Genomic DNA, 24,708 nt, shown 5'->3' with positions numbered 1-24,708 from the left:
GGGTACCGTGTCCCCGCTGTTGATGATTCCCTCGGTCTTCCCGGCCTTCAGGGCCGGGCTCCATTGAGGCGACGGTCAGGCGCGGACGGCTGCGAACGCCTCCGGGGTCTTCCCGGCCTTCAAGGCCGGGCTCCATTGAGGCCTCACAAGAAACGGCCTATACGGCATCACAGTAATTGTCTTCCCGGTCTTCAAGGCCGGGCTCCATTGAGGCTGTAGACTTCGTTACGAGGGCAGTCACCCCCTCGTCTTCCCGGTCTTCAAGGCCGGGCTCCATTGAGGCTTGATTCCGTCACGGTAGACGGTGTTGATGACGAAGGTCTTCCCGGTCTTCAAGGCCGGGCTCCATTGAGGCCGGAGGTGGCGTCTGCCATGGGCAGTCACCCCCTCGTCTTCCCGGTCTTCAAGGCCGGGCTCCATTGAGGCACGGCTCAGTAACCGCAATCACAGCCCCACCGACCGGTCTTCCCGGTCTTCAAGGCCGGGCTCCATTGAGGCGCCATGCTGGTGCGAACTGTGTAATTCCCCCCGGACGTCTTCCCGGTCTTCAAGGCCGGGCTCCATTGAGGCAGCACCGTCATGGTTATCGGCATCTCCGGCCAGACCGTCTTCCCGGTCTTCAAGGCCGGGCTCCATTGAGGCTAGTACTGCCGCACAGTCTGGATCGTGTGCATGAGGTCTTCCCGGTCTTCAAGGCCGGGCTCCATTGAGGCTTGGCGTCAGCTAGCGGTAGAAGCTCAACGCTGGTGGTCTTCCCGGTCTTCAAGGCCGGGCTCCATTGAGGCCGCTACCGGGGGGCGCGCCGGCGCACCTGCCCCCACGTCTTCCCGGTCTTCAAGGCCGGGCTCCATTGAGGTGCCTGTAGCGAGTTGACATCCACCTTGTCGGCAGTAGTCTTCCCGGTCTTCGAGGCCGGGCTCCATTGAGGCAACTCCTGGAAGGTGCGGTACGCGACGGGCTTGCCGTCTTCCCGGTCTTCAAGGCCGGGCTCCATTGAGGCGCCTGGCCCATGATTGCGTCCTGCGGGTTGTTGACGGTCTTCCCGGTCTTCAAGGCCGGGCTCCATTGAGGCAGTACCACGACGTCGACCAAGATCAGTGCCGTGGGTCTTCCCGGTCTTCAAGGCCGGGCTCCATTGAGGCGGCACTGCCTGGAAGCAGATCCTCTTTGATGCCGTCGGTCTTCCCGGCCTTCCGGGTCGGGCTCGGTCGAGGGTAACACGCCGTCTCCACCGACTACCGGGGCCGGCACTCGCGCTGCGCCCGGGTCCTGTCTTCTTCAGGGCTGGATCGCCGGAACGAATGTCCAAATCCGGCATAAACGATGGCGAGACATCGACTGCCGAGCAACCAAACCGCATGATTCCAACGGTCGGGAGAACGCCGATCGCCATTACAGGCTTGTTTATGCCGGATTTGGACAGCCCGATGCCGTGAGCGGGCAGTGGGGGTGAGCGACGGCCCGGTAGTGCGGCTGCGGGAAACGGCGGCTCGGAATGCGGCGCCAGGGTCAGGGCTTTGCAACAGCACTGCGGCTGCAAGAAGTGGGGTGGCTGACGAGGCTTGAACTCGCGACCTCCTGGACCACAACCAGGCGCTCTACCGACTGAGCTACAGCCACCATGGGGCGACGTCGTCGCACCGAGTCGGTACTTTATCGGCTAGCCCGTGCTGGCACCAATCCGAGCCCCGTGTACTACGTCACCTTCGCTGCAGGGGAGCGAGCGCATGCGGCGGGACAGCCGCCCCGCCGTCGGCCGGACTGGCTGAAACTGGCGCGGATACGGGGAACCGCCGCCGACGGCTGGATGAGCCCGGCCGGCGGCGATTCGCCGTCGGCCCGGTGCACGGACGCCGGAGGAGCCGCTGGCGTCAGAGCAGCTCCGCCGTCGGGTGCGCGACGATCTCGGCCGCGGCTGCCTGGCACTCCTCGCTCGTCGGACCCTCATCCTTGGGGAACAGCACCGCGCGGTAGTAGCGCAGCTCGTCGATCGACTCCAGGATGTCCGCCAGCGCGCGATGCCCGCCGTGCTTCTCCGGCGCGTGGAAGAAGGTGCGCGGGAACCAGCGCTTGGCGACCTCCTTGATGGAGGACACGTCGACGATGCGGTAGTGCAGGTAGTCGATGAGCTCGGGCATGTCGCGGGCCAGGAAGGTCTTGTCGGTGCCCACCGAGTTGCCGGCCAGCTGCGCGGTGCGGGCCTCCGGCACCAGCGACTTGACGTAGTCCAGGACCGTGCGGTTGGCCTCCTGAAGCGTCAGCCCCTCCTGGAGCTCCTCCAGCAGACCGGAGCTGGTGTGCATCTCGCGCACGTAGTCGCCCATCTGCTCCAGGGCGGCCGCGGGGGGCTTGATCAGGACGTCGATGCCCTTGTCGAGCGGCTTGAGCTCGTAGTCGGTGACAATCACGGCCACCTCGATCAGCGCATCCGTCTCCAGGTTCAGGCCCGTCATCTCGCAGTCGATCCACACCAGGGGATCGGCGGTAGTTATCTGTCGGCTCACGGTCGCCGAGTCTAGACCCGGCTGCGTGAGGCGTGGCCAGGGCCCGCATTGGTGCCCCCGCCCGGACTCGAACCGGGAACCTGCGGATTAGAAGGCCGATGCTCTATCCATTGAGCTACGGAGGCGTGCGCTCAGCGTACGTCACCGCGGGCACATGTTCCCAGTTCGGGCCCGCCCGTGGCGCCGTCCCAACTCGGCTGGTGTCGGGCTCGCCTGGCCAGAGCGGGCAACACTTGGCCGACCCTCCGCCCGTCCGTGGCGTCGTACCCGCCCGCACCGACGGCGCCGCACCCGCCCGGCCGGTGCGCGCATCCGCCGCCGACGGCTCAGCCCGCCCCAACCCCACAGTGGCGGGTCGATACGGGCTTCGCCCCGGCTTCCGCCTAAGGTTGGACCATGGCTTCATCTGCTTCCCCGCTGTCCGCCGGAGAAGACGTCCCCGTCTCTGCGCTCAGCCGCGCACAGCTCATCGACGTCCTCACCGACACCGTGGGGGACCTTTCCAGCCTCGACCTGAGCCTGAACACCGACGGCGCCGAGGACGCCCGCCGCCTGCGCGCCGGCCTCATCGCCCAGATCCGCGACCACGTACTCCCACGTCTCGCCGACGCCGACATCCCGGCGATCGTCGTGGTCGGCGGCTCCACCGGCGCCGGCAAGTCCACCCTGGTCAACTCCGTGCTCCGCCAGGAGGTCTCCGACGCCGGCGTACTGCGCCCCACCACGCGCACCCCGGTTCTGGTGGTCAACCCCGAGGACCGCGAATCACTCGCCGACCACCCGATCGCCCAGGTCTGCGTCACCGTCACCTCCGCCGCGGTCCCCGCCGGCCTGGCCCTCGTGGACGCCTCCGACCTGGACTCCGTGCAGGAGACCAACCGTGTCCTAGCCGCCCGGCTGCTCGACGCCGCCGACCTGTGGCTGTTCGTCACCACCGCCGCCCGCTACGGCGATCAAACCCCGTGGGCCTCCCTGGAGGAGGCGGCCGGCCGGGAAACGCCCATCGGCATCGTCCTGAACCGCGTCCCCGTGAAGGTGCTGGCCGAGGTCCGCCGCGACCTGATCGAGCGGCTGGACGCCCTCGGCCTGGCCGAATCCCCCTTCTTCGTAGTCCCCGACGCCGGCCCCCACGAGGGCATGCTGCCGGATGCCTCCGTCAGCGAGCTGCGCGACTGGCTGCAACTGCTGGCCGGCCGCCACCGCGCCGCCGGGCTCGTGCGCCGCACCGGCCGTGGCGTGTGGACCGGTCTGCGCGCCGATCTGCTCACCCTCGCCGACGGCGTCGACGCCCAGGACGACGCCGCCGCCCGCCTGGAACAGGCCTCACAGCGCCTCCTGGAGGCGCCCAGCGCGGACCTGCGCGCCGACGTCGAGCGCGGCACCTGCGCGCAGGGCGCCCCCACCACCCGCTGGATCACCCTCGCCTCCTCCGGCGGCCCACTGGCCCCGCTCGCGCAGGGCGGCAAACTCCGCTCCGGCTGGTTCGGCCGCACCGGCAAGGCGCGCGCCGCCGCTCTGTCCGCGCTCGCCGCCGACGTCCGCGAGTCCGTCGCCTCCCGCCTGGAGGCGGCCCTCGTAACCGTTCGCGACGACGCCGCCCGTACCTGGCGGGAGGCCGGCGCCTCCGCCCGCGCCGGCGAGTTGCTTCCCACCGACGCCGACGCGACCGCCGTCGTCGACGCCTGGGCCGCAGACCAGACCGCCCGCATCACCACCCCGCCCAAGGGCCTGACCCCGCAGGGAGCCGGTGACCTGCTGATCTCCGCCGCCGCCGGCATCGACGGCGTCCGCGCCGCCGCCAACCGCCTGGGTCTCGGGCAGGCCGTGACCGACGCCAAGACCTCCCTGGCGCAGACCCTGACCGACGTGCTCGCCGCCGCCGTCCCCGCCGGCGCCGCCCGCGCGCTGGCCCCCGATCCCGCCCTGGCCGCCGCGCTGCGCCTGCGCGCCGGCGAACTCGCACCGTTCACTCGTCCCGGAGCCACCGCATGACCGCAAACCCGACCGTCGCCCCCGCCGGGGAAACCGTGCTCGACGCCGCCCACCTCCAGGCCCGCCTGGACGGCCTGCGCGCCGCCCTGGACAACTGCCCCACAGAGATCCCCGCCTCCCTGTCCCTGCCCGCCCGGGATCAACTGGACGAGGTCGCCGAACGTCTGGCCCTCGGCGTGGATCACACGGTGGTGGCCCTGTTCGGCGGCACCGGCTCCGGCAAGTCCTCCCTGTTCAACGCCCTGACCAGCCTGCAGTTCGCCGACGTCGGCGCCCGCCGCCCCACCACCGCCCATGCCACCGCCTGCACCTGGGGCGACGACGCCGCGGCCCTGCTCGACTTCCTGGAGGTGGCCGACGAGCGCCGCATCCGCCGCGAGTCGCTGCTGGACGCCACCGACCAGGACGCCTTCGCTGGCCTGGTGCTGCTGGACGTGCCCGACTACGACTCCGTCAACACCGAGCACGCCCTCCAGGTGGACCGGCTGGTGCCGCTCGCGGACCTGCTGGTGTGGGTGGTGGACCCGCAGAAATACGCCGACGCCGCCCTGCATGAGGGCTACCTGCGGGGGCTGGGCGCCCGCCAACAGGACATGCTCGTGCTGGTCAACCAGGTGGACACCCTGCCCGCCGGCGGCGTAGACACGCTGCTCGCGGACGTGCGCAGCCTGCTTGCGGCCGACGGCCTGCACGACGTGCAGGTACTGCCGGTCTCCGCGGTGCGCGGGGACAACCTCGGGGCGGTACGTGAACTGTTCCTGGAGCGGGTCTCCCGTGAGTCCAACGCCGCCCGCACCGCCTCGGCGCGGCTTGACGCGATCGCCATGCGCCTGCGTCCCGCGGCCGCCGCGCAGCCCGTGACCACCCGCCCCGAACTGGCCGATGCCGCCGTCACCGCGCTCGTGCACGCGTGCGGCGCCCAGGCGGTGGAGGATTCGGTGCGCACCGGCCTGGCCCGCACCTTCCCGCGCGCCATGGCCCGGCCCGCCCCGCCCGCCCGCGATGCCGTCGCCTCTATTCAGACCACGTGGCTGCGGCGCACCACCGCGGGCCTGCCCGGTGCCTGGCTGCACAGCGTGGAGAACGCGGTCGCCACCCCCGAGGCCCTTGCTGCCCGCACCGCCGAGGCGGTCGGCAGCGTGCAGCTGCCCCGCCACCGCGCGCCGCTGATCGAACTGGCCTGGTGGGGCGGCACGCTGACCGCACTGATCGGAGCGGTGTGGACGGCCGTCAGCCTGATGCAGGGCAGCGCCGCCGGCGCCGGCCTGATCGCGCCGGTGACGTTGCTGATCATCGGCCTGATCGTGGCGATGGTGGCGCTGTCTGCACGGCACTCGCGGGCCCGCCGTGAGGCCGACGATTATGCCCGCACCGTGCGCGCCAGGCTGGCGTCGGTGGTGGAACGTGATCTGACCCGCCCCGCCGACGGCGTGCTGGCGCGCCACCGTGCGCTCCGCGAGGCCCTCCAGGTTCCGGGTCGGTAGCGGCCCGCCGGTGGTCACCGGCGTCCACAGGTTCGGCTCGTGCAGGGGGTGCCGACCCCGCATTCACAGGCCGGTGGCGGCGCGGGGTGCGGCTGCGGGACCGTTGAGGCAGCCGGCACGGTGCCGGCTTCCAACGCAAGGAGCACCCATGAGCCGTCAACTCGATCTCGTCATCCAAGGCGTCCTCGGCACCAACCCCGCCGTCACCCGCACCGCCGGCGGGCGCCCCTACTGCTACTTCCGCCTGGCCACCTCCCCGTCCTTCCGCACCGCCGACGGATGGCAGGACGGCGACACCATCTGGTTCACCGCCAAGTCCTGGGGCCCACTGGCCGAGAACCTGGGGCGCTCGCTGCACAAGGGCGATCCGGTGGTGTTGGTGGGCCGCTTCTCCCAGGAGAACTGGTCGAAAGGAACCGAGCAGTTCACCACCAACGTGTTGACCGTCTCCTGCGGCGGCCACGACTTGACCCGCGGCGAGTCGCGCTTCATGCGGATCATCCACAGCGCCAATACCGCCGAGGCCGACGACGCCGGCACGGGCGAGGAGTCGGCCGCCACCACCTCGGCCGGCTCGGCCGATACCGCCGGCCCCACCGCCGCGGCAGGGACGGACGCCACCACACCGGCCGCCGCCACCTCGGCCGGCTCGGCCGCCACTGGTGCCGTCGCCGGCCCGGACGAGGTAATCCGCCCCACCGGCCAGAACCCGCCGCCGGTCGGCCCATCCCAGTCGTTTTCCGCCGCCGGCTCCACCAGCGGCCCCGCCGCCGACGCGTCCTCCTTCGACTACACGCTCGCCGACGAGGACGGGTGACCCAGCCCCGCGGCGTCGCCGGCTCAGGCCTCGGGCGCTGCTGCGGGCTCCGCGACGGCAACAAGGTCGGCCGGGTGGGCGACGTCGAACACCTCGATCAGTACTCGCGTCGCCAACTCGGCCGCCGACGCGGCGTCCACCACGCGCAGCACCATCGCATCGTCCTGTCGCTTCCAACCCAGCGAGTCCAGGGCCGCCAGGGCATCCTCCCCGAGCCGGGCCCGGCCGTCGTCGTCGAGCAGCGGCGCGGTCAGCACCACCGCGTCCGGGCAGGTCCGCACCGTCAAGACCGGTGGCAGCGGGGAGGGGGACAGGCGACGCCGTCGCCCCAGCAGTCGGCGCAGGCCGCCTTCGGGACGCGCGTAGGCGGCCGTCGCGGCGGTGACAATCGGCTCGGTGGCGGTGAGCCGCACGCCGATTGCGCCGTCGTCGTCGGGCCCGGTCTGTTGCAGCAGGTGGGTCAGAGACGGGATGAAGCGGTTCCAGGAGCCGACGTCGAGCTCTTGCCCGCCGGCCGGGGTGGGGGAGTCGTCGTCGGGATGCGTTGTTGACATGCTCGGAACGTTAGAACCCCAACGCGGGCCTCACCACACCCGCAGTCGGTGTGTCCTGGCGTGTCACGCCCGGGATTCCAGGCTGAACTGGTTACCGTGGCTTGCAGTCCCGGCGTGCCTGCGTCGGCCACGAGCAGGAAGCAACTACCCCATGATCCGATTCGACAACGTCTCCAAGGTGTACAAGCGCGGCGCCCGTCCCGCGCTCGATGACGTCTCCATAGAGATCGAGCGCGAGGAGTTCGTGTTCCTGGTGGGCGCGTCCGGCTCCGGCAAGTCCACCTTCCTGCGTTTGACCCTGCGCGAGGAGCGCCCCACCTCCGGGTCGATCCATGTGCTCGGCCGCGACCTGTCACAGATCTCCAGCTGGAAGGTGCCCAAACTGCGCCAGGAGATGGGTTTCGTCTTCCAGGACTTCCGGCTGCTGGAGAACAAGAGCGTGTTCGAGAACGTCGCCATCGCCTCCCAGGTGATCGGCAAGCCCCGCCACTACATCCTCACGGCCGTGCCCGAGGCGCTCGAGCTGGTGGGGCTGTCCGGCAAGGAGAAGCGCCTGCCGCACGAGCTGTCCGGCGGTGAGCAGCAGCGCGTGGCCATCGCCCGCGCCATGGTCAACCGTCCCAAGCTGCTGATGGCCGACGAGCCCACCGGCAACCTGGACCCGTCCACCTCGGTTGGCATCATGCGCCTGCTGGACCGCATCAACCGGCAGGGCACCACCGTGGTCATGGCCACTCACGACGACGAGATCGTCGACCAGATGCGCAAGCGCGTCATCGAGCTGAAGGCCGGCGAGGTCGTGCGCGACCAGGCGCGCGGCGTGTACGGCTCGGACCGTTGAGGCCGGCGCGCAGCGTGGATGCAAGGGCTACGAATCTCGCGAAAGAGGCATTGAGGTAACCGCATGCGATTCCGTTTCATCATCTCCGAGACCTTCAAGGGGCTCACCCGCAACCTGGTCATGACCGTCTCGGTGATCCTGGTGTCCTTCGTGTCACTGCTGTTCGTCGGTGCCTCGGTGCTGCTGCAGAACCAGATCTCGGTGATGAAGGGCGACTGGTACGACAAGGTCGAGGTCAGCGTCTACATGTGCCCGACGTCGTCCAACGCGGCCGCCTGCACCGACGGCGAGGCCACCCAGGAGCAGATCGACGCCGTCGAGGACCTGATCAACTCCAACACGCTGGCCCCCTACATCGACACCTACACCATCGAGTCCAAGGCCGAGGCCTATGAGCGGTTCATGGCCGCCTACGGCGAATCGCGCATCGGCCGCAACGCCACCGAGGACATGATGCCGGTGTCATTCCGCATCAAGCTGGTCGAGCCGGAGAAGTACCAGGTGGTGGCCGAGCAGTTCACCGGCCGCGCCGGCGTCGAACGCGTCATCGACCAGGCGGAGACCCTCGAGCCACTGTTCGTGGTGATGAACCGGGTCTCCTGGATCACCGGGGGACTGGCCGCCATCCTGGCGCTGACGGCGGTGCTGCTGATCTCCACCACCATCCGGCTGTCCGCCATGAGCCGTTCCAAGGAGACCGGCATCATGCGGCTGGTGGGCGCCTCGAACCTGTTCATCCAACTGCCCTTCATGCTTGAGGGCGCCATCGCCGCCCTGATCGGCGCGATCGGTTCCGTGGCCGCGCTGTGGGCGCTGGTGCGCTACGTGGTGGTGGACTGGCTGTCCACCTCCCTAACCTTCACCGCCTTCATCGGCATCGGCGACGTGCTGCGGTTGGCCCCCTGGCTGCTGCTGGCCGCGATCATCCTCGCGCTGGTGTCCTCCGCCTTCTCACTGTCTAGGTACACGAGGGTCTGATTCCCATGCTCCCAGTCCGCGCAGCAAACCGCCCGCGTCCCAGTCGCCGCACTAGACGACGGGCCCGACGTGCCGCCATCGGCGCCACCGCCCTGATGCTGGTCGCCGCCCCGCTCTCTGTCGGGGCGCTGGCAGACGAGCGTCAAGACGCCGTCGACGATCAGGCCGCCGCCCAGCAGAAGCAGGCCGAGCTGGCCTCCTCCCTGGAGGGCGTGTCCGCCGAGCTCGGCCAGGCCTACATCGACCTGCAGAACGCGGAGACCGCCCTTTCCACGGCCCAGAGCGAGCTCGACGACGCCGAGACCGTCCTGGCGCAGAAGGAACGCGAGCAGCAGACCGCAGCCGACCGCCTGGCCGTGGCAGAGTCCGACCTGGCCACGCTGCAGGAGGAATCGGCGCAGACGCAGACCACGGTGGATGAGAACACCACCTCCGTAGCCGACCTGGTGGTGGCCACCTACCAGGGCGACAGCGCCATCACCTCCTGGACCTATGTGCTGTCCTCCGACTCGGTCGACGAGCTCAGCGACCGCGCCTCCACCATGGAGATCGCCACCGGCGTGCAGGAGTCCGTCCTGTCCTCCGCCGAGGAGGACCGCGCCCAGGCCGCCAACCGCGAGGCCCGCCAGGATGCCACCACCGAGCGTGTGACCACGCTCAAAGCGGAGGCCGACGCCGCCAAGCAGGCCGCCCAGACCGCCAAGGACACCGCCCAGACCAAGCGCGACGAGGTCGCCACCCTCAAGAGCGAGAAGGAGACCGCCGCCTCAGACCTGGAGGACAAGAAGGCCGACCTGGAGGAGCAGCAGGCGCAGGCACAGGCCGACGAGGCCGCCGCCGCCGCCGAGATTCAGCGCATCGACGCGGAGAACCGGGCTGCGGCCGTCAAGTCCGGGCAGAGCGTGGCCAGTTCCGGCAGCACCGACACCTCATCCCTGGGCAGTGGCAAGATCGGGCACCCGATCGCCGGGGCCCTGGTGGTCACCTCGTCATACGGCTGGCGCCTTCACCCCGTGCTGGGCTACATGAAGCTCCACGCCGGCGTCGACCTCATGGCGTCTACCGGCACGCCCCAGTACGCGGCCGTGTCCGGCACCGTCACCAGCACCACCGACTACGGCGGCACTGCGTGCGGGAAGAGCGTGACCATCAATGGCGGCGTCATTGACGGGCAGTCCGTGCAGGTGCGTTACTGCCACCTGTCGGTGCAGCAGGTGTACGTCGGGCAGACGGTCTCCAAGGGGCAGCAGATCGGGCTGACTGGTGCCACCGGCGGGGTCACCGGACCGCACTGCCACTTCGAGGTCTACCTCAACGGGACGACTGTCGACCCCATGACCCTGCCCGGGTTCTGACGCCCGGGGCGGCCCCGGTGCTGGAGAGCAGATGAGGCCCTCGCCGACGGCAGGCCTTGGCGACTGCCGCCGGCGGCAGTAGGATGCGGCGCCGTGGCTTGACGGCCCGGGACGAGGGAAGGAGACGCCGGTGGCCAAGAAGACCGAGGGTACGAGGAAACTCACTCCGGCGGAGCGCGCCAAGGCGGCCGCCGACGCGCACAAGACCATCGCCCGCAACCGCAAGGCGACGCACGACTACTTCATTGAGGACCGCTACGAGGCGGGGCTCGCCCTGACCGGCACCGAGGTGAAGGCGCTGCGCATGGGCCGGGCCTCTCTGACCGAGGCGTGGATCGAGATCGACCGCAACGGCGAGGCCTGGCTGCAGGGCGCCCACATCCCCGAGTACCTGCAGGGCACCTGGAACAACCACTCCCCGCGCCGCAAGCGCAAGCTGCTGCTGCACCGGGCCGAGCTGGACAAGCTCGCGCAGCGGGTGCAGGCCAAGGGCTACACGATCGTGCCCCTGGAGCTGTACTTCACCGGCGGGCGCGTCAAGCTGGAGATCGCGCTGGCCCGAGGCAAGCAGGACTGGGACAAGCGCCAGGCCCTGCGGGAGGCACAGGACAAGCGGGATGCGGCCCGCGCCATGGCCGCCGCCAACCGGCGCCGCGGCTGACGCGGGCATCTGGGCGTGACGGCGCCTGCCGGTCAGAGGGGGCGTCGCGCGCCGTCGTCGGGCTGCCCGGCCCGACGACGAGCAGACGACGGCGAGCGGGTCGGTGGCGAGCGGGTCGGCTCGCCTTACCAGCGGTCGTGCACGTGGGCGCGGATGCGTCGGTCGTACAGGTCCGCCAGGGCCGCGTGCAACTGCTCGCTGAGCGGGGGTAGCGCGGCGGCGGAGGCGTTGGCGCGGGCCTGCTCGGCGTTGCGCGCGCCGGGGATCACGGTGGTCACGCCCGGCTGGTCCAGGATCCAGCGCAGCGCCACCTGGGCGGGGGTGGCGCCCGCCGGGCCGAGTTCGCGGCACAGGGCGGTGAACTCCTGGGCGGCCTTGACGCCGACGTCGAAGGGTACGCCGGAGAAGGTCTCGCCGATGTCGAAGGCGGAGCCGTCGCGGTTGTAGTTGCGGTGGTCGGAGGCGGGGAAGGTGGTGTCCGCGGTGTAGCGGCCGGACAGCAGCCCGGAGGCCAGCGGCACGCGGGCGATGATTGCGGTGCTCGTGGCCTGCGCGGTGGGCAGCACCTGCTCCAGCGGCTTGCGGCGCAGGACGTTGAGGATGATCTGCACGCTGGCGCACCCGGGGCGCCGCATGGCATCCAGGGCCTGGGCGCAGGTCTCCACGCTGGCCCCGTAGGCGCGGATGCGGCCGTCCGCCACCATCTCCTCCAGCCAGTCCCAGGTGTGCTCGGCGGAGATGACCTCACTGGGCGGGCAGTGCAGCTGCACCAGGTCGATGGTATCCACGCCCAGGTTCCGCCGGGAACGGTCGTTCCAGGCCAGGAAGGCGTCGCGCGTGTAGTTCTCGGGGAGCTGCTCCACGCGCCGGCCCATCTTGGTGGCGATGGTGAGTCCGGCGTCGGGGTGGGCGGCGGCGAAGGCACCGACGAACTGCTCGGAGCGGCCGTCGCCGTAGACGTCGGCGGTGTCGATGAAGGTGACGCCGGCGTCGAGCGCCGCCTGCAGGGTGGCGGTGGCGTCATCGGCGGTGACCTCACCCCAGTCGGTGCCGAGCTGCCAGGTGCCGACGCCGACGGCGGAGATGTTGCGATCGAGGGCGGGGAGCGGGCGGGTCTCCATGACGGGCCTCCTACGAGTTTGTGCCGGTGCCGTCAGCCTAGCGGCTCCCAGTGGTCCGGCGAAACAAATCTAGTGGCGAAGGTCTCGCGGCCGCTGCAACCGGCGCTGGTATCCTTGAGTTGCTGAGGCTTCAGCGGGTTCCCGCACGGCATGCCGGGCGGGGAAAACTCAACAGGGGATGATCGGTTTCGACGACGGTCGTGGATTCAGGAGAAGCGGGTCGAGGATGCACAGTCATCTCGTCAACGCTCTGTGCGAACCAATAGGTGCCGATAACACTCGCACCGACTTCGCCCTCGCCGCCTGAGGCGAGCCTCGAAGTCCGTCAGCCCGGGGGAGCTTCCGCCCCGGTTCCTGGCGTCATCTAGGAAGCCACTGCTGGGGCCCCTCGCCATCGGGGGTCCCGGGACTTCAAGGTGGCTGAGCCCGTCGGCGTCCTTGTTCGCGTGAGACGCCGGGGCCGAGAAAAACAGCAGCGAACTGCACCCGGAGAAGTCCTGTTGCACCACCGTCGGACCGGGGTTCGATTCCCCGCATCTCCACCAAGAACCTGCTGGCGCTGACACGGTCACGCGCCAGCAGGTTCTTTGTTTTCTTGTCCGGCTTCGATCCTGCTTGTGAGAGTCGGGTCATCGGGTTATCGGTGTTGAGACGCTGCTTCACATGTGACTTGGTGTTGATCGTGGGTGCTGGAGGCGGTCTTCAGCACGACCTTGGTGACACTCCACGACCTTCGTGCCTGTTGCACGACCACCCCGGGGTCGTGCAGTACGCACCAAGGTCGTGGAACGCCGCCCGGGGTCGTGCAATCCACGGGCGGGGCAACCATTGCAGTCGCCCCAGGGATGCGGGGCGTCGCCGCCCCGCCCGTTGCAACATGCCCGAAACCGGCGGAGCCCGATCTCGACCGACCAGATCAGCCTGGCTGTGCTTGGCGTCGGCCGACGCCGGATGCACGGCGAGCTCCTCCACCCGCCGACCAGAACCGAGGTACAAGCAACGCGCTCACACCGACGACCCTGAGGGTTGACCCTGACACGGTGTGAGGGCACATGGTTGACTCATGGCCGAGACCACGAATCTCATGACGATCGGCGAGTTCAGCTCATTGACTCGCCTGTCGGTACGCATGCTGCGCCACTACGACGCTCACGGTGTGCTCGTGCCCGCCGACGTCGACCCGTGGACGGGATACCGCCGCTATGCGCCGCACCAGCTGCGCGACGCCGCGGACATCCGGAACCTGCGCGATGTCGGGTTCGGCGTCTCCGCCATCTCCGCCCTGCTCGCCGCCCGCGGCACCCCGGCATGGTCGGCCGCGCTGGAGCTCCAGCGCGAGACCGTCCTCAAGGAGACGCGCGCCGCCCAGGCTCGGCTGGCTCTCATCTCTCACCTCATCGAAGGAGAAACCAGCATGTCCATCACCGTCGAGCGCCGCACCATCGCGGCCATGACCATCGTCGCCCTGCGCGACGTCGTCCCAACCTACGCCGACGAGCATCTCCTCTGGGCCCGCATGATGCCGGAGATCGCCCGGCAGGGCATCACGCCCATCGGCCCGTGCGGAGTGATCGAGCACGACGCCGAGTTCACCGAGCGTGACGTCGACGAGGAGATCTTCCTGCCCGTCGCACCCGGAACAACGGCCGCTGCCCCGCTGCAGATCCATGAACTTCCGGCTCGAGACTGCCTCGTGGCCCACGTCGTCGGTCCGTACGACCAGCTCACCGGGGCTCACGACCGGCTGGCAACCCGAATCGCCGCCGAGGGGCTGACACCGCCGGCAGACGACTCCCTGGCGGACAAATCGTTCAACATCTACCTCACGACGCCGGACGAGGTTCCTGCCGACCAGCTCGTGACCGAGGTGTGCCTACCCCTCGGCTGAGCGTGCAGTCGTAGGGCAGTGAAGCCCCTGGAGGGATTGCGGCAATCCACCTCGCCGGTGAAGCCCGGGATGGGTGAATCATCGGCGAGGTGGATTGTCCTAGGCCGAGCCAGCGCTGCCTGGCCGGTCTGAAGTAGCCAGCTTTCGTGTCGGACATGTCCACCGGCTTCTCCGGCAACCTGGGCTTCCCGATCCCGGCGGGCTGGAACTATGACCAGTTCGCAGAGATCTCCGGCTATCGCGGCAAGTGGGACCTGGACAAGGTAGCCTACTCGGGCCGGTGGCCGGCCATTGGCAGCAGCGAATCCGGTTCCATCCAGTACCAGCGGCCCGCTGGAGCCCCCAAGGCCGAGGTCGACAAGCTGCAGAAGATCTCCGGCTTCATCCCCCTGGTCAAACAGCTTGAGGCACAGTTCAAGAACTACATCGCCGAGCACAACGCCAATGCGGGCAACAATATGTGGCTCACCCGCCCGTCTGAAGGAGTGATGTCCTACATCGGGCGCGCATACTTCAGCGAGGTGCAGTGGGTTGCGTCTGCTGGAACTGACGGGTGGCCGGGATTCGACGAGTACCTGAAGCGAAACGCCTCAAGTCTGCGCAGCCAGGTTGCCCCCTTCATCGCGCGCGATGCCCTCACCTCGGACGGCAAGGGAAGCGTGATCGACCTCGCCCACCTGGCTGCCGCGGGCTACTCCTACCTTACCGGGCAGGGAATCGCACCGCGGCACTGGACGAATTGGGGAGGGGACCTTGTCACCGGCGCATCCAATATTCACACGATCATGCAGGCCAATCCGTCGGCCGACCGCCAGGAGGCCGCCAACGGAGTCATCGGCGCCCACCACCTGAACACCGAATACCTGAGCACGCTGAACCTGCCGCTTGACGGAAGCGCCTGCTCCTTGAGTGATCTCAACAGCAACGGCGACGCAATCCGCCTTGCCGAGATGCTGACGGCCGACTCAAGCCTCTCACTGAGCGCCGCGATGACGTCCTACTACAGGACCGTGAACGGCTCGAACCGCTACTCCGCCTTCTACACCGACATCCCCCGCAGCACCTCCGTGACTACTCTGGCCGCATCCATATACAGCCTGATCCACGACTGGGCAAATTACGCCCTCGTTTACCTTAAGGCCAGAGATGTCACTAATGCGGACCTGAGGGCGGCGTCACGGGCCTTCGCGGATTTCCTGCTCGCCTGACCCCTGCTCCTCCCGCGGCGGCCGTATGACCCGGTAGATTCGGCCTACCAGTACGGTCGCCGCGGGAAACACTGCACACACCGCATACAACGCCCAGGGAGGGGTAACCGACGCATCTGCAATGGGGTTGATGGACCAGAAGTGTAGGGCGATTCCGAGCAGGTACAGTGGATACTCTCCCAGCGCCAGCAGCAGGCTCGACCACCACGTCTGGTTCACCTCGAGCTTCTTGTCGAAGTAGAGGGCGATCGAGGGAAGAACCAACGGCATGAACAACAACACCGTGTAGAGCTCGATAATGGGCGCGGGAATGGACTCGTCCCTGATCAGTGCACGGTGTCCCGATACTCCCAATACCATGCAACACGCGGCGTAGATCGCTACGACCACCCCCGAACTGAGCAATCGCCGCGCAGGTGTTCCTACCATGGTCGCTCATCCTCTCGTTCTTTCGCTATGCCGCACCGAGCGTGGCGCCGACCATGAAGTGCAGTGGTCTGGTGGCATGGGTTGCTGCGAGTCTAGCAAGCTCACCCGGTATCGGGGAGTCGTGCGAAGTTGCCGCGGGGGCCGCGCTGTTACACGCATTTAGGAGGCGTCACGGGCCTTTGCGAACTTCCTACTAGCGTGATCCTTGGGGCTCCCGCGGCGGCCGTATGACCCGATAGATACGGCCGATCATTACGGTCGCCGCGGGGAATACGGCACACACCGCGTACAACGGCCAGAGATAATCCGGGGCGTTGGTCCTGAGGATAATACATTGGAAGTGCAGAGCGATTCCGAGTAGGTACAGCGGGTATTCGGCTAGTGCCAGTAGCAGGCTGGTCCACCATGTCTGGTGCGCCTGGAGCTTCTTGTCGAAGTAGAGGGCGATTGCAGGAAGAACAAATGGCATTACGAGGAGTACCGTGTAGAGTTCGAACAGTGGGGGGAGGGAGGATTCGTCGTCGCCCATGTCGAAGTGCCCGATTATCCCAAAGACCGCGCAGCACACGATGTAGATCGCGATGACCGCCCCCGAGCTGAGCAATCGCCGTACGGGCCTTCCTGTCATGAATGCTCATCCTTTCGTGAGACCGCAGCGTTGTGTGCCCCCAAATATCAAGCGCGAGAACGCGCTGGCGTCGAATGAAGTAGATATATCAAGATCTTCCGATCTCGGAGTGGCTTTCGACGTCCATGAAGAAGTGAAGCGCTGTGCTTGCTCGTCTGGGTTATGTGAGGATTCTATTGACCTTTTTGAGAAACGTGATGGCGTCACGTAACGCCTCGGGATGGGTGCCCAGTTCGTCTGCGATCCGTTTGTCGTTCCATTGATTCTCTCCGGGAACCCGGTCGGCCTCCACGGCCTACAGGGAATCCGCTCCGGCGGCTCCTCAGAGAGTCTTCTTAGCGTACTCATAACAACGATCCTACCGTGCATTCGCGTCCATTTAACCCGCGGCGATTCGCTGATTGCCCGGTCTCCCGCTTCCACGACTACCGGGTTGGTGCGATCGCCGTGGACGTCGAGGTGTTCGACTCGGAGGAGGACTGGGAGAAGGTCCAGACGCCGATCAGCATGAAGGACTCGCCGGCAAAGAGGATGGACGAAGACCTGCCCGACGAGGTCTACATCGGCCCGCGGTTCGTCGCTAGCCCCTGGCTGTTCGCGCTCTACAGCGGTGAGGCGGGGCCGGAAGATGCCAGCCCCATCGGCATGCTTAAGGCCGTCTGCAATGAGGTGACGATCGTGACGAACCGCCTCACCGGAAATCAGTGGTATAAGGTGAACGCCGATTGCGGATTCCCCATCACGCTGGGGTTGCCTATCGACACAACACCTGCGCCGCACCCCGGGAGCGTGGTGGATGGCAAGGCGTTTCTCACGGGTACGACGGGGTTCTGGCTAGCTGACTACGAGGATCCGTACGCGTAGTGCAGCGCGCCGGCGTCGCGGGTTCTCAGGAGGCCGGGTGCGGCAGGACCTCAGACGGAGAGGACCAGGGTGGCGTCGATCGACTACCGAATTAACCGAGGTGCTTCTCGAGGTGGTTGCGGTAGGCGGCGAGATCCGCCTCGACGTCGGGGTTCTTGAAGATGTCGAAGATGCCGAACTCGGGCAGTACTTCGAAGCCGCAGAAGCGGAAGGTGCAGGTGATGTCGCTGAGCATGTCCGCCAGCGAACGCCCCTGGAGCGTCGGGTTGGAGGGCTCGTCGAACGCCTCCCGCGGTGCATTCCACGTGGTGCAGATGAGCACCTTGCGCGGTGCCATCAGGCCCCCGGAGCCATACGGCTTGGTCGGGTCCTTGCGTGTGCGGCCGTCTCCAGTCAGGAAGGTCTGATCGTGCAGGCCGACGTTGAACACCTCGTCGGTGTACTTCTTCCAGATCCACGGAGCGGAGAACCAGTTGATGGGAGTCTGCACGACGACGACATCCGCGTCGAGCATCTTCTGGGCCTCTGCGGCGGGGTCGTAGCCGTCGGCGATCTTGGTCTCGGTGACCTCGTCGCCGCGGGCCTCGAAGAACTCCTTCGCGACTGCGTGTGCGGAGGCGTTGAGTGCGCCCTCCGACCAGTTGGGGTAGGGCAGGTGAGCGTTGATCAGCAGTGCTTTCATGGGTACCTTTCCCTTCAAATAGAGGGTGTGTCGGGTCTGAGTTGGGCTCGATGGAGCGTATAACCGACAGGGTGTCGGTTGCAACTCAGGGGGAGACGCATGGGGAATGTGAGGGCCAGGACGGATGCGGAGGTTGCCGCACGCAGGGCGGAGATACTCGACGCGACAGCGGCCTTGCTGGCCGAGCAGGAGTACGAGACCGTCACCTTGGCCGCAATAGCCAAGAAGTGCTCGATCGCGCGCCCGTCCGTGTATCACTACTACGCCACGAAGGAGGAGGTCTATCTCGACCTGATGCGGCGCGAGTACGCCGCATGGGCGACAGAGATACGCGTGAGGTTCAAACGGAGGATGGGGCGAGAGGAGTTCTGCCGCGAGCTCGCCGATTCGCTGCTCGGCCGTCGGCTCATCCTGCAGCTTCTCGCCGTCAGCGACGCCTCCCTGCGCAGCAAATGCGGCGACGAAGCGATCATGGACTTCCAGCGCGACATCCATCCCTTCTTTGCCGAGCTCGCCGAGGTTCTGCGCCGGCAGTTCCCCGACGCGGCGGAGTCCGAGCGCGAGATGTTCCGGACGCAACTCACGATGTACAGCTACAGCATCTACCCACTGCTCAGCTACCCGGAGGGATTCGTGGGACAGGTCGGGCGGATGAATCTCTACGGCGAGGTTGCGCCGATTGAGGATCTGGTAAAGAAAGGCCTCATGCTCCTCAGCGCCGAACTGCCCTAGATGGGTGAGTTCGTGGGGGTGTGGTTGGTGGTCGTGTGGGGTAAGCGATCGTAGGACGGGTGTGCCTGTGGGTGGTGGGTGGGGTGTTTTCGGGGCGGTCGAGAAGTAGCTCTTGTTGACGATTGGTTCGCCTGGTCAGGCACTGCGTGTTTGCACGCAAGGGTGATCTGGGCAGGCTGGGCTGATCGCCGTTTTTCCTTGGAAACACGCGGAAGTTGCTTATCGGCCCGAATCCGGTGACATCGCTCCAGTGTGCAACGAAGGGGTCGTTGCACACTGGAGCACTGTCATGACACCCGGGCCGCGGGTGGAATCCGCACAATCACGCGGAATCCGCAACGGCGCTTGCTTCTGGAGTGTGCAGACCCACCACAGGAGCAACGAATAACACCACTGGGCAGACGGCCGCCCCGGCCGCCAGTGGGTGCGCCGGCCACGCCAACGGCCGGGTTCAGCATCGGCGCGCGAGCTGCCCCGCGCCGCACCCCCGTACCGGAGGAAATGATTCGACTCCGGGGTGTGGGCGTGGTAGGGGGCGGGGGTGTCTTGTTTGGGCAGATGTCAGGGGTCGGTGGGCGTGGGCGGGTGGATCGCTCGGGGGCAGGGGCGGGTTCGGCTCCTACTTGGACCGCGTTGCTTCACTTGGACCGCGTTTGGGCGGTTGGACCGCCTGAGAGTGCGTCTAAGGCAGTCCGACCGCGCGCACACGGCCCATCCGCGCGTAAGTGGTCCGACCAGGCACACGCTCCGAGGCAAACACTGACCCCACCGACACCCACCCCTTGAAATTAATCATCTAGTTGAGAGACTTGGTGACGAAGGCGGCGTCACGAGACTTTGCGAACTTCCTGCGCGCCTGATGTCTGCGTCTCCCGCGGCGGCCGTATGATCCGGTAGATCCGGGCGATCAATACGGTCGCCGCCGGGAACGAGGCGCACACCGCATCAATCTTCCAGTCGTACGCAGAAATGTACGCCTTGGGGTTTGCGCAATGATAGAATAGTTCGATTCCGAGCAGGTACAGTGGATACTCTACCAGCGCCAGCAGCAGGCTGGTCCACCAGGTCTGCTTCGCCTGGAGCTTCTTGTCGAAGTGGAGGGTGATTGCGGGAAGAACAAGCGGCATCACGAGGAACACTGTGTAGAGTTCGATCACGGGCGCGGGAATGGACTCGTCCCTGATTAGTGCGAGGTGCCCAGACACGCCCAAAACCACGCAGCACGCGATATAGATTGCGACGACTGCGCCCGAGCTGAGTAATCGCCGTGCAGGCGTTGGCATGAGCGCTTATCCTTTCGCGAGCGAGGTTGTGGCCTCGAGGCTGCCAGGCCGCGTGGTGTTAGCGGTTGGTGTAGGGCTGGCAGTTCTTGTCGAGCCATCGGCGTCCGATATCGAGGTCGCCGTCAATCATGGGCACCACGATGTACGAGTGCATCTCGGCGAATTCCGGCGCATAGGTGGTGATGGCGTTGAGGGTGGGGAAGGTGCTCAATTGTGCCTCGGCGCTATCCATGCGCGTGGTGTCTCCGGCGTCGGCCGCGTTCAAGTACTCGTCGATCCAGCCGCACTGCCAGTACAGGGCCTCGGATACCGCCAGGTCTCCCTCGGCCACGTGAACCACCACGCCGGTGGAGTCGGGGTCCAGCCCACTGTCCTCCAGACTGCGCCGGGCCGCCGGGTTCTCTGCGTCGGCCTCGAGGGTGAGGTCGGAGCCGTCCTGCGTCTGAACGGTGGCGCCCGCGAGTTCGGGAATGAGGTCTGCTGCTGTGGGCACCTCGACCCCGGGGGCGAAGGTCAAGTCGTCGCCCTCGAGCTCGTGATGGGCGAGCTCCTGAACTTCCGGCGCGATCGGTGCCTCAGGCGACGCCGCCGGTTCGGGTGCGGCGGTCGCGGCATCGCCGCTCTTACCGATAGCGAACGGGACAGCGAGCAGGGCGATCCCGGCCAAGACGACGACCCCGGCGGTCTGCTTCTTATTCACGTTCTTGTTCACGGCGCCTCCTCGCCTACGGGCAAGTGAACAGAACATGACCGCCTTTTTCTCGCACCCATGCGACACGCCCGCCTCGGAATTGAAGGATACGCCGCCTGGGTGCCCGTGCATGCCTTTCAACCCGGTTCTTCGAATTCGCCCGCCCAGGCGGAGCGGATCGGGGCGCCGGCACGCGTACTCTCCGCCCATGACGCCGACGACGCCGCCCCGCCCGCCCTACGAGCCCGCCACCGCGCTCGTACTCCAGCGCCTCGAGGCCGCCGGCGGACTCCCGCCCCTGAACAGCTCCACGCTGACCGACCGTCGCATCCCGATCGCCCGGCGCCGCGCCGTCTATCTGGCCGCCTGCCCGGACGCGCACCTGCACGAGGCGACCCTCACTCGCGCCGACGGCACCACCATGCCGCTGACCGTCGTCACCCCGACCGACGGCGCGGCGCAGCCGGGCGCCCCACTGCTGCTGTCCATCCACGGCGGCGGCCGGGTGATGGGCTGCCGCTTCGACGACCTGGCCGCCCCGACCGCCTGGGCGCGGCGCTTCGGCGGCATCGTCCTCGCCCCGGAGTACCGCCTGGCACCGGAGCACCCCGCACCCGCAGCGGGGGAGGACTGCCTGGCGGCACTGGCCTGGGCCGCCGAGCACGCCGCGGACTACGGGGCGGACCCGGAGCGCATCGTCGTCGTCGGGCCCAGCGGCGGCGGGGGACTGGCCGCCTGCCTGGCACTGGCCGCCCGGGACCGCGGCGGGCCCCGGGCGCTGGGCTACCTGCTCGATTACCCGATGCTGGACGACCGCACCGGGTTGCCCGGCCCCGACGGCGCGGTGCAGCCGCCGTCGGCCCGCCAGTTCCCCGACGATGGGCTGTGGCCGGCGCACTGGAACGACTGGGCCTGGGAACAGATCCTGCCCGGGCGGCGCGGCGGCCCCGAGGTGCGCGCGCACGAGGCGGCTGGCCGCGCCGTCGACCAGCCGGGCGCCCTGGCCGGGCTGCCGCCGGTGTTCCTGTCCGTCGCCGGGGCCGAGACCTTCCGGGACGAGGTGGTCGCCTTCGCCGCGGCCCTGTGGCGCGACGGCGGGGACTGCGAGCTGCACGTGTGGCCTGGCGCCACCCACGCCATGGAGTACGTCAGCGCCACCTGGCTGCGCGACGGCCTGGAGACCGCGCGACTGAGCTGGCTCACCCGGCTGCTTCAGCCCGAGGACCCCGGCGTGAACCTGGCGCGGGTGGTGGAGGAGGGGACCTTCCCGATGATCGCCGCGAATGACTGCGGTGGCGAGCCCGATGATGGGCTCGGGCGGCCGCAGCCGTAACTTCTACCGATCTCGGTACGTAACTTCTACCGATCTCGGTACGTAACTTCTACCGATCTCGGTGGGGGTCAGTCGCGGGTGAGGGCCTTCTCCAGCGGCTCGTAGTGCGCCACGATCGCCTCCCGGTAGGCGTCCACGTCCCCGGCGCGGGCCGCCTGCAGCATGGCCCGATGGGCGTTGGCGGTCTTGACGATGTCCTCCGGGCGCGGGGCATGGAGCATGGGAACCGTCAGGGTGTGAATCGCCCAGAACGCCTCCATCAGATGGGCGAACAGCTGATTGGGTACCGGCGCCAGCAGCATCTGGTGGAAGCTGCGGTCCTGGTCGGTGAAGGTCTCCCCACGCTTCGCCAGCGCCTCCATCTCATCCACGACGGCGTCGATCTCCGCGTCCTCGCGTCCCCGCCACGCCTCGGTGACGGCCTCGGCCAGGGACGTATCCAGGGTGCGGCGCACCTGAACCACCTCGCGCAGGCTACGGTAGTCGTCGCCCGGCTTGAGCAGCCCCCGGAAGACGAGGGACTCCACCATGGGGCGCATCGACACCTGGCCCACGAACATGCCGTGGCCGTGGCGCACCTCCACGATGTCCAGGGCCGCCAGCGTGCGGATGGCCTCGCGCACGGAGGAGCGGGACACGCCCAGGGTCTCGCACAGCTGCGACTCGGTCGGCAGCGGGTCGCCGGGCTGGAGGTGGGATTGCAGGATGTAGTCCTTGATGGCGTTCATGGCGCTGGTGGCCTGCGTGGTCGCCCCACTGCTGGCGGTGTAGGCCCCGCGCTTGATCTCCATGGCGGTCATGGCTCGCTCGTCCCCTCTTCGGTTCCGCTGCGCTCGCGCGCCTATCGCCTCCCGGTCAGGTGAGGCCGGGAGGGCTCTCAGGTCATCGTTACACATAATCCATCTTCCGTCCCGGGATTGATCAGATGTCCGACGCCTGCTACATTCATTCTACCGACATCAGACAACAGATGTCCGATCTCAGGAGACCTCAATGACGATCTCGACTCCCCGCGCCTCCCGCCGCGACTTCATCCGCCTGTCCTCCACGCTGGGGCTGGCAGCCGGGCTGGCCGCCGGCCTCGCCGCCTGCGGCGGTTCCGGCTCATCCTCCGATTCCGGAGCCACGGCAGTGGCGGGCGACCCTGCCGCCAACGCGGCCGCCTCCAACGCCGACGGCACCATCACCGCCGGCATCTCCTACGAGTTGGGCACCAACGGCTACGACCCCATGACCACCACTGCCGCGCTCACCGTCGCCGCCAACTGGCACACCCTGGAGGGCCTGACCGAGCTGCACCCCGCCACCCGCGAGTGCTACGCCGCCCTGGCCGCCGACCTGCCCGCGCAGGTGGATGACACCACCTATGAGGTGACTCTGCGCGACGGCGCCGTCTTCTCCGACGGCACGTCCGTCACCGCCGACGACGTGGTCTTCTCCTTCGAACGCGTCCTGGACCCGGACAACAACTCGCTGTACTCCCAGTTCATCACCTTCATCGACTCCGTGACGAAGAAGGACGACGCCACCATCACCATCACCACCAAGTACCCCTACTCGCTGGTGGCCGAACGCATCAGCGTGGTCAAGATCGTGCCCCGCGCCGCCGTCGAGGCCGACGCCGCCGCCTTCGACATGAACCCGGTCGGCACCGGCCCCTACACCATGACCGACAACGGCGCCGCCTCCCAGACCATCGTCTTCGAGCGCAACGACAACTACAACGGCCCCCACCCGGCGCTGGCCAAGTCCATGACCTGGCAGATCCTGCCCGACGACACCACCCGCACCAACGCCATCACCTCCGGCACCGTCCAGGCCATCGACGCCGTCCCCGTGGCCAACCTGGCCACCATGCAGGCGCCCATCACCGTGGCCGCCCAGCAGGGCTTCTCCCTGCTGTTCGCCATGTTCAACAACGCCACGCTCTCCGACGTCAAGGCCCGCCAGGCGATCATGTACGCCCTGGACTACGACAAGATCTGCGAGACCGGCATGGGCACGCTCGCCACCCCCGCCACCTGCTTCGTCCAGGCCGACCACCCCGCCTACAAGCAGGCCAGCACCGTCTACACCTACGACGCCGACAAGGCCAAGTCGCTGCTGGCCGAGGCCGGGGTGACCAGCATCAACCTGCTGTGCTCCGACCACGGCTGGTTCGCCTCCGTCCGCCCGATCATCCGCGAGAACCTCGAGGCCCTGGGCATCACCGTCAACTACGAGGAGAAGAAGTCCGCGGACGTCTACGCCTTCATCGACTCCGCCCAGGGCGACTGGGACGTGGTCATCGCCCCCGGCGACCCCTCCGTCTTCGGCAACGACGCGGACCTGCTCATGCGCTGGTGGTACGCCGGCGACATCTGGACCGACACCCGCCTGCACTGGAAGGGCACCGACGCCTACAACCAGGTGCAGGCCGCCCTGGACGAGGCCGTCCAGCTCGACGGCGACGCCCAGGTGGCCAAGTGGCAGGAGATCTTCGACCTGATCGCCGCAGACGTGCCGCTCTACCCAATCTTCCACCGCAAGTCGCCCACCGCCTACGACGCCGAGGCGCTGGTCGGATTCCAGCCGATCGCCCTGACCGGCCTGTCCTTCATCGACGTCGGCACCACCGCCGCCTGACCGCCCGCCTCCCCCAGTTCCGGCAAAAGGAGCACCCC

General features: G+C 67.8%; 22 protein-coding genes, 2 tRNA genes, 1 other RNA gene and 1 CRISPR repeat array (1 of these 26 cut by a window edge). Of the genes, 14 read left to right on the top strand and 11 right to left on the bottom strand.

Translation table 11 applies throughout. From position 1 onward, the window contains the following. Positions 1 to 1,215: a CRISPR direct-repeat array (repeat unit 36 nt; unit sequence GTCTTCCCGGCCTTCAGGGCCGGGCTCCATTGAGGC) (it extends 1,191 nt beyond the left edge of the window). Between the two features lie 329 nt (positions 1,216 to 1,544). The 3 genes from ACGLYG10_RS09170 to ACGLYG10_RS09160 form a co-directional block, all read right to left on the bottom strand. Then, positions 1,545 to 1,620 (bottom strand) — tRNA-His (locus ACGLYG10_RS09170). A gap of 251 nt (positions 1,621 to 1,871) precedes the next feature. After that, positions 1,872 to 2,492: an oligoribonuclease gene (orn, locus tag ACGLYG10_RS09165; RefSeq protein ID WP_073331386.1), complete on the bottom strand. Its 621-nt coding sequence runs from the start codon at positions 2,490 to 2,492 to the stop codon at positions 1,872 to 1,874. A 61-nt stretch (positions 2,493 to 2,553) separates the two neighbouring features. Beyond that, positions 2,554 to 2,629, bottom strand: a tRNA-Arg gene (locus tag ACGLYG10_RS09160). Between the two features lie 271 nt (positions 2,630 to 2,900). Between ACGLYG10_RS09160 and ACGLYG10_RS09155 the strand changes: the two genes are divergently transcribed. The 3 genes from ACGLYG10_RS09155 (at position 2,901) to ACGLYG10_RS09145 (ending at position 6,797) form a co-directional block, all read left to right on the top strand. Further along, positions 2,901 to 4,496: a GTPase domain-containing protein gene (locus ACGLYG10_RS09155; RefSeq protein ID WP_073330849.1), complete on the top strand. Its 1,596-nt coding sequence runs from the start codon at positions 2,901 to 2,903 to the stop codon at positions 4,494 to 4,496. Then, a complete protein-coding gene (locus ACGLYG10_RS09150; protein ID WP_073330846.1) occupies positions 4,493 to 5,980 on the top strand; it encodes a GTPase in 1,488 nt (495 codons plus the stop codon). The genes ACGLYG10_RS09155 and ACGLYG10_RS09150 overlap by 4 nt, the downstream gene beginning before the upstream one ends. 148 nt (positions 5,981 to 6,128) lie before the next feature. Further along, positions 6,129 to 6,797: a single-stranded DNA-binding protein gene (locus ACGLYG10_RS09145; protein WP_073330843.1), complete on the top strand. Its 669-nt coding sequence runs from the start codon at positions 6,129 to 6,131 to the stop codon at positions 6,795 to 6,797. Between the two features lie 23 nt (positions 6,798 to 6,820). On the opposite strand, the gene ACGLYG10_RS09140 is transcribed toward ACGLYG10_RS09145, so the two are convergent. Beyond that, entirely contained in the window at positions 6,821 to 7,351 is a 531-nt protein-coding gene (locus ACGLYG10_RS09140; RefSeq protein WP_073330840.1) for a TY-Chap domain-containing protein, read from the bottom strand. A gap of 151 nt (positions 7,352 to 7,502) precedes the next feature. On the opposite strand from ACGLYG10_RS09140, the gene ftsE reads away from it, so the two are divergent. The 4 genes from ftsE to smpB all read left to right on the top strand — a co-directional run bounded on the left by ftsE (position 7,503) and on the right by smpB (position 11,186). After that, positions 7,503 to 8,192: a cell division ATP-binding protein FtsE gene (gene ftsE, locus ACGLYG10_RS09135; protein WP_073330837.1), complete on the top strand. Its 690-nt coding sequence runs from the start codon at positions 7,503 to 7,505 to the stop codon at positions 8,190 to 8,192. 63 nt (positions 8,193 to 8,255) lie between these two features. Next, positions 8,256 to 9,170: a permease-like cell division protein FtsX gene (ftsX, locus tag ACGLYG10_RS09130; RefSeq protein WP_073330835.1), complete on the top strand. Its 915-nt coding sequence runs from the start codon at positions 8,256 to 8,258 to the stop codon at positions 9,168 to 9,170. Positions 9,171 to 9,175: 5 nt separating this feature from the next. Continuing rightward, the gene (locus tag ACGLYG10_RS09125) at positions 9,176 to 10,525 is read left to right on the top strand and encodes a peptidoglycan DD-metalloendopeptidase family protein (protein WP_073330833.1); all 1,350 of its coding nucleotides are present in this window, start codon (positions 9,176 to 9,178) and stop codon (positions 10,523 to 10,525) included. A gap of 130 nt (positions 10,526 to 10,655) precedes the next feature. Then, positions 10,656 to 11,186 carry an SsrA-binding protein SmpB gene (gene smpB / locus ACGLYG10_RS09120; RefSeq protein ID WP_073330831.1) on the top strand — a complete coding sequence of 177 codons (531 nt, stop codon included), beginning with the start codon at positions 10,656 to 10,658 and terminating at the stop codon, positions 11,184 to 11,186. 125 nt (positions 11,187 to 11,311) lie between these two features. Here smpB and ACGLYG10_RS09115 read toward each other — a convergent pair whose 3' ends face one another. Beyond that, entirely contained in the window at positions 11,312 to 12,307 is a 996-nt protein-coding gene (locus tag ACGLYG10_RS09115; RefSeq protein ID WP_073330828.1) for an aldo/keto reductase, read from the bottom strand. A gap of 174 nt (positions 12,308 to 12,481) precedes the next feature. On the opposite strand from ACGLYG10_RS09115, the gene ssrA reads away from it, so the two are divergent. The 3 genes from ssrA (at position 12,482) to ACGLYG10_RS09100 (ending at position 15,403) form a co-directional block, all read left to right on the top strand. Further along, positions 12,482 to 12,852, top strand: a transfer-messenger RNA (tmRNA) gene (ssrA, locus tag ACGLYG10_RS09110). Positions 12,853 to 13,370: 518 nt separating this feature from the next. Continuing rightward, complete coding sequence (locus ACGLYG10_RS09105) at positions 13,371 to 14,195, top strand: MerR family transcriptional regulator (protein ID WP_073330825.1); 825 nt, start codon at positions 13,371 to 13,373, stop codon at positions 14,193 to 14,195. 146 nt (positions 14,196 to 14,341) lie between these two features. Continuing rightward, on the top strand, positions 14,342 to 15,403 hold the full coding sequence (locus ACGLYG10_RS09100) for a hypothetical protein (protein WP_139240936.1): 1,062 nt from the start codon (positions 14,342 to 14,344) through the stop codon (positions 15,401 to 15,403). On the opposite strand, the gene ACGLYG10_RS09095 is transcribed toward ACGLYG10_RS09100, so the two are convergent. Then, entirely contained in the window at positions 15,371 to 15,832 is a 462-nt protein-coding gene (locus tag ACGLYG10_RS09095; RefSeq protein WP_139240935.1) for a hypothetical protein, read from the bottom strand. The two genes, ACGLYG10_RS09100 and ACGLYG10_RS09095, sit on opposite strands and share 33 nt — an antisense overlap. A 193-nt stretch (positions 15,833 to 16,025) precedes the next feature. Continuing rightward, a complete protein-coding gene (locus ACGLYG10_RS09090; protein WP_139240934.1) occupies positions 16,026 to 16,460 on the bottom strand; it encodes a hypothetical protein in 435 nt (144 codons plus the stop codon). Between the two features lie 447 nt (positions 16,461 to 16,907). Between ACGLYG10_RS09090 and ACGLYG10_RS09085 the strand changes: the two genes are divergently transcribed. Next, positions 16,908 to 17,324: a hypothetical protein gene (locus ACGLYG10_RS09085; protein ID WP_073330814.1), complete on the top strand. Its 417-nt coding sequence runs from the start codon at positions 16,908 to 16,910 to the stop codon at positions 17,322 to 17,324. A 91-nt stretch (positions 17,325 to 17,415) separates the two neighbouring features. Here ACGLYG10_RS09085 and ACGLYG10_RS09080 read toward each other — a convergent pair whose 3' ends face one another. Next, complete coding sequence (locus ACGLYG10_RS09080) at positions 17,416 to 18,006, bottom strand: NAD(P)H-dependent oxidoreductase (protein WP_073330811.1); 591 nt, start codon at positions 18,004 to 18,006, stop codon at positions 17,416 to 17,418. 99 nt (positions 18,007 to 18,105) lie between these two features. Here ACGLYG10_RS09080 and ACGLYG10_RS09075 point away from each other — a divergent pair, with 99 nt between their 5' ends. Then, positions 18,106 to 18,738 (top strand): TetR/AcrR family transcriptional regulator, encoded by a 633-nt coding sequence (locus tag ACGLYG10_RS09075; RefSeq protein ID WP_073330809.1) that lies wholly within the window; start codon positions 18,106 to 18,108, stop codon positions 18,736 to 18,738. 827 nt (positions 18,739 to 19,565) lie between these two features. Here ACGLYG10_RS09075 and ACGLYG10_RS09070 read toward each other — a convergent pair. Next, positions 19,566 to 20,021 (bottom strand): hypothetical protein, encoded by a 456-nt coding sequence (locus tag ACGLYG10_RS09070; RefSeq protein WP_073330806.1) that lies wholly within the window; start codon positions 20,019 to 20,021, stop codon positions 19,566 to 19,568. A gap of 58 nt (positions 20,022 to 20,079) precedes the next feature. Further along, positions 20,080 to 20,733, bottom strand: a complete 654-nt coding sequence (locus ACGLYG10_RS09065) for a hypothetical protein (protein ID WP_073330804.1) — start codon at positions 20,731 to 20,733, stop codon at positions 20,080 to 20,082. 187 nt (positions 20,734 to 20,920) lie between these two features. Between ACGLYG10_RS09065 and ACGLYG10_RS09060 the strand changes: the two genes are divergently transcribed. After that, positions 20,921 to 22,045 (top strand): alpha/beta hydrolase fold domain-containing protein, encoded by a 1,125-nt coding sequence (locus ACGLYG10_RS09060; RefSeq protein ID WP_073330801.1) that lies wholly within the window; start codon positions 20,921 to 20,923, stop codon positions 22,043 to 22,045. 68 nt (positions 22,046 to 22,113) lie between these two features. On the opposite strand, the gene ACGLYG10_RS09055 is transcribed toward ACGLYG10_RS09060, so the two are convergent. Beyond that, positions 22,114 to 22,836, bottom strand: a complete 723-nt coding sequence (locus tag ACGLYG10_RS09055) for a FadR/GntR family transcriptional regulator (protein ID WP_073331383.1) — start codon at positions 22,834 to 22,836, stop codon at positions 22,114 to 22,116. Between the two features lie 202 nt (positions 22,837 to 23,038). On the opposite strand from ACGLYG10_RS09055, the gene ACGLYG10_RS09050 reads away from it, so the two are divergent. After that, positions 23,039 to 24,670 (top strand): ABC transporter substrate-binding protein, encoded by a 1,632-nt coding sequence (locus ACGLYG10_RS09050; RefSeq protein WP_073330798.1) that lies wholly within the window; start codon positions 23,039 to 23,041, stop codon positions 24,668 to 24,670. The last annotated feature ends 38 nt before the right edge of the window (positions 24,671 to 24,708 follow it).

This window comes from Actinomyces glycerinitolerans, assembly GCF_900098745.1.
GTDB lineage: Bacteria > Actinomycetota > Actinomycetes > Actinomycetales > Actinomycetaceae > Actinomyces > Actinomyces glycerinitolerans.
Note: the sequence above shows the minus strand (reverse complement) of the source record. Positions and strands in the feature narration are given on the sequence as shown.

Excerpts from the sequence above, each read along its gene's own strand:
- ACGLYG10_RS09155 (WP_073330849.1), top strand. The coding sequence starts at position 2,901 with ATGGCTTCATCTGCTTCCCCGCTGTCCGCCGGAGAAGACGTCCCCGTC.
- ACGLYG10_RS09150 (WP_073330846.1), top strand. The coding sequence starts at position 4,493 with ATGACCGCAAACCCGACCGTCGCCCCCGCCGGGGAAACCGTGCTCGAC.
- ACGLYG10_RS09145 (WP_073330843.1), top strand. The coding sequence starts at position 6,129 with ATGAGCCGTCAACTCGATCTCGTCATCCAAGGCGTCCTCGGCACCAAC.
- ACGLYG10_RS09140 (WP_073330840.1), bottom strand. The coding sequence starts at position 7,351 with ATGTCAACAACGCATCCCGACGACGACTCCCCCACCCCGGCCGGCGGG.
- ftsE (WP_073330837.1), top strand. The coding sequence starts at position 7,503 with ATGATCCGATTCGACAACGTCTCCAAGGTGTACAAGCGCGGCGCCCGT.
- ftsX (WP_073330835.1), top strand. The coding sequence starts at position 8,256 with ATGCGATTCCGTTTCATCATCTCCGAGACCTTCAAGGGGCTCACCCGC.
- ACGLYG10_RS09125 (WP_073330833.1), top strand. The coding sequence starts at position 9,176 with ATGCTCCCAGTCCGCGCAGCAAACCGCCCGCGTCCCAGTCGCCGCACT.
- ACGLYG10_RS09115 (WP_073330828.1), bottom strand. The coding sequence starts at position 12,307 with ATGGAGACCCGCCCGCTCCCCGCCCTCGATCGCAACATCTCCGCCGTC.
- ACGLYG10_RS09105 (WP_073330825.1), top strand. The coding sequence starts at position 13,371 with ATGGCCGAGACCACGAATCTCATGACGATCGGCGAGTTCAGCTCATTG.
- ACGLYG10_RS09095 (WP_139240935.1), bottom strand. The coding sequence starts at position 15,832 with ATGGTAGGAACACCTGCGCGGCGATTGCTCAGTTCGGGGGTGGTCGTA.
- ACGLYG10_RS09090 (WP_139240934.1), bottom strand. The coding sequence starts at position 16,460 with ATGACAGGAAGGCCCGTACGGCGATTGCTCAGCTCGGGGGCGGTCATC.
- ACGLYG10_RS09080 (WP_073330811.1), bottom strand. The coding sequence starts at position 18,006 with ATGAAAGCACTGCTGATCAACGCTCACCTGCCCTACCCCAACTGGTCG.
- ACGLYG10_RS09075 (WP_073330809.1), top strand. The coding sequence starts at position 18,106 with ATGGGGAATGTGAGGGCCAGGACGGATGCGGAGGTTGCCGCACGCAGG.
- ACGLYG10_RS09070 (WP_073330806.1), bottom strand. The coding sequence starts at position 20,021 with ATGCCAACGCCTGCACGGCGATTACTCAGCTCGGGCGCAGTCGTCGCA.
- ACGLYG10_RS09060 (WP_073330801.1), top strand. The coding sequence starts at position 20,921 with ATGACGCCGACGACGCCGCCCCGCCCGCCCTACGAGCCCGCCACCGCG.
- ACGLYG10_RS09055 (WP_073331383.1), bottom strand. The coding sequence starts at position 22,836 with ATGGAGATCAAGCGCGGGGCCTACACCGCCAGCAGTGGGGCGACCACG.
- ACGLYG10_RS09050 (WP_073330798.1), top strand. The coding sequence starts at position 23,039 with ATGACGATCTCGACTCCCCGCGCCTCCCGCCGCGACTTCATCCGCCTG.